This window comes from Photorhabdus antumapuensis (genome assembly GCF_020387775.1).
Lineage (GTDB): Bacteria > Pseudomonadota > Gammaproteobacteria > Enterobacterales > Enterobacteriaceae > Photorhabdus > Photorhabdus antumapuensis.
Genome location: NZ_JAHZMK010000098.1, coordinates 1 through 2,658 on the forward strand (window position 1 = coordinate 1; position 2,658 = coordinate 2,658).

Consider the following 2,658-nt stretch of genomic DNA (forward strand, 5'->3'; position numbering starts at 1 on the left):
CCCCAAGCGACCAACAATCCTCTTACCGGGTCTTGCCCTTCCGGGTGATCACCTTTGGCATGTTTTGACAATGCCGCTGAAATCTCTTGAGAGGATTGACCTTTATTTGACATAGCGGTAGCCAGACTTGATGCTGATCGACCGTAATCTGCCATGCCTTTTGGCAAGCTCAACGCATTATTCTCCACAACAACTTATTTAATTCTAACTATATATATATAAATCAATATCTAATCCAGCATTTAATTCATCAAGCTCTTTAATCATCATCTTATCTAAATTTATTGCTGGCTTAATTCCTTCTTCTATTTTAATTACTATATTAAATTGATAGTCAAGCTCATACTCATTAGCCAATTTTACTAAAACCTTTTTTTTGCCTTGTAGTAATGTGAATATTTTTCCTAGCTGTTCACCAACATCAAGAGACTCTTCATCACCCGTACTCAAAAGCCAGCAACTATCTATTCTAAAGCGTTTTTTTTCTGGTATAGGATCACCTTTCACCCAATATTTTGTTGGTTGAATAGCTAATTTCTCAGTTACATCCTCAGGATTTAATTTATCTCCAGAGATCAAAAAATACACACCCACAGTTGATTTAGTCATCTTTTATAACCTTATTTAATGAATTCACCTGTTGGGATACCTTCTCCAGTACCCCCTTTTCTGAAGACCCATAGTTCACCAGTTTCTTTATTCACATAAATATCATATTTCGATATATTTTTCTTACCAACAACATCAGATTTAAGCTCATGGGCATCAATTCCATTATTTTTTAAATATTTGTCATCAGCCATTTTGATATTTGATGGCTTATTTTCACTTTGTCCATTCTTGTTCTGATTATCTTCAGGTGGCTGCTGATTTCCTGTACCACCATACTCCCTCTTCTCTTCATTCGTTAGACTTTTACCAATATTCGGATTACTTTCATCATCTGTAGAGCTAGAAGAGCATACCCGGCCAAATGAACACTCTGTAGCTTTATCTAGTGTTTCTCCTATCTCCTTGAGCTTCTTGTCCAAAGCTGAAGCTATCGTCTGATTGGCTTCGTTCATGGCTTCACCCGTGTTTGAACCCGCTATCGGTGGCGGTGGCATGGGTACAGCTAGGGCATTATTGTCCACAACAACGCATTCCATTGCGAAGTTGGCCACCAAACACCGATTTTCCCTGTGCACTCAGCCAGTTACAACCTGTTTTTCCTTGTACGGTTTGACACTCGATCAACAACGCCCCGACGCGACTTTTCAGCTCGATAAGTCACTTTGTCTGAGATATTCAAAACAGTCGTTATAAATTTTTAGTCTATCCTTCCCTCAGTCTTTAAAAGCTCAAGAAAACGTGCATAGGAGTCTTGATCGGCTTCCAAGAGGCCATCAAGAATACCCTCTGATATCAAAGGACTATAGAAAATCCCATTATCAAAGAAAATAAAATCTCCAGACAGTGATGGTTCAATGATATCTACTTCATCAACATTATAAGTAAGTAAGCCATCATAGCCTTTAGCCCAACCATAAAAGTAGGTTTTATCGCCAATCCAGTAAACGGCAAAGACTTCAATTACTTTTTCAGATCTATGTTTTTTTACTTTCATAACTATTTATCCTTATCCGTAATTGAAGGTTTAGGCTGAAGTTCAGACCTTTTAGGTGTTGTAATCTTCATATCATAAGCCTTACCAGTGTTTGAGTTATATTGATAATGAATAGTAATATTTGATCCATCAGGTAACTCATGAGTAACTTGCATCTTTTGGAATCCCGCTTCAGTAGGAAAACGAGGATCTTTATTCATTCCTTTGAGGGGATCACCAGAAGATGGCGTTGCCTTAACCTGATTCCATAATATTTGTTCATTCAGATCCCTTGGTGCGGCAACTTGTTGTCCTGGTTTTGCCGTTGATATCTTCTCAGCATTTTTAATAAGCTGCTGATGATAAACAGTATTAGCCGATTTATCACCCAGATTCGTTGTGCCTTGACTGTTTTGCCCAATCTTTTCCAGCGCCGCTTTCTCTGTATTAACAACTGCACCTGTGCTTCCTTTTGTCGTTGGCGATGATTTCGGTCCTTTACTGCCTTCAACAATAGCAGGCAGCGTCATCGCCATCGCAGCGGCAGTCTCCTTACTCATACCCATCGCTTCAAAGCGTTTTGTCCAGCCGAGTTCACCCACTTTGCCTGTGGCAGCCTGACCTAATGTATTCACCGCCGACAGGTAATTTCTGAACTCAACCGGCAATGTGCCATCCTGGTCCATATTTTTGAGGGTACGCTCAAACACAGGCCACTGATCAACCAGATAACCATACTTCTGCGCACATTGGTTCGGGTTACTGTTACAGAAGTCCATTATTTCCTGTTGATTACGGATATTGGTATCAACCATATCCTTGATCACCTGCTTACAGCTTTCCCCTTCACAGGTTCGGGCTTGGTGCGCAAAATTGTCCAGCTCATTGACACTCAGATAGTTATTCTCAATCGCATTCTTCCCGGCCTGAGCACCAGTGAGGGCGCTGACGCTGGAATCACCTGCTATCCCACCGGCTAGCCCGGCTGCCAGGGTAGAAAGGGTGCTGATAGTTTGTTTTTGCTCCTCGGCTAACTCACTGACTTTTGCTTCGTCGCCGTAAAGCTGCTTAAT

At 40.9% G+C, this 2,658-nt stretch carries 5 protein-coding genes; 1 reads left to right on the forward strand and 4 read right to left on the reverse strand.

Annotated elements, in window-relative coordinates; all coding sequences use genetic code 11:
• Nucleotides 1-204: 204 nt before the first annotated feature.
• Both KZ793_RS22380 and KZ793_RS22385 read right to left on the reverse strand, forming a co-directional pair.
• Nucleotides 205-609, reverse strand: coding sequence for a DUF4279 domain-containing protein (locus tag KZ793_RS22380; protein WP_225817274.1), 405 nt, complete (start codon nucleotides 607-609; stop codon nucleotides 205-207).
• An 11-nt stretch (nucleotides 610-620) separates the two neighbouring features.
• Nucleotides 621-1,064 carry a polymorphic toxin type 33 domain-containing protein gene (locus tag KZ793_RS22385; protein ID WP_225817275.1) on the reverse strand — a complete coding sequence of 148 codons (444 nt, stop codon included), beginning with the start codon at nucleotides 1,062-1,064 and terminating at the stop codon, nucleotides 621-623.
• Between KZ793_RS22385 and KZ793_RS22390 the strand changes: the two genes are divergently transcribed.
• Complete coding sequence (locus KZ793_RS22390) at nucleotides 1,063-1,305, forward strand: hypothetical protein (protein ID WP_225817276.1); 243 nt, start codon at nucleotides 1,063-1,065, stop codon at nucleotides 1,303-1,305. The two genes, KZ793_RS22385 and KZ793_RS22390, sit on opposite strands and share 2 nt — an antisense overlap.
• Nucleotides 1,306-1,309: 4 nt before the next feature.
• Here KZ793_RS22390 and KZ793_RS22395 read toward each other — a convergent pair whose 3' ends face one another.
• The gene (locus tag KZ793_RS22395; RefSeq protein ID WP_225817277.1) at nucleotides 1,310-1,606 is read right to left on the reverse strand and encodes a hypothetical protein; all 297 of its coding nucleotides are present in this window, start codon (nucleotides 1,604-1,606) and stop codon (nucleotides 1,310-1,312) included.
• A 2-nt stretch (nucleotides 1,607-1,608) separates the two neighbouring features.
• The coding region (locus tag KZ793_RS22400) for a VENN motif pre-toxin domain-containing protein (RefSeq protein WP_225817278.1) at nucleotides 1,609-2,658 on the reverse strand (1,050 nt) is incomplete at its 5' end.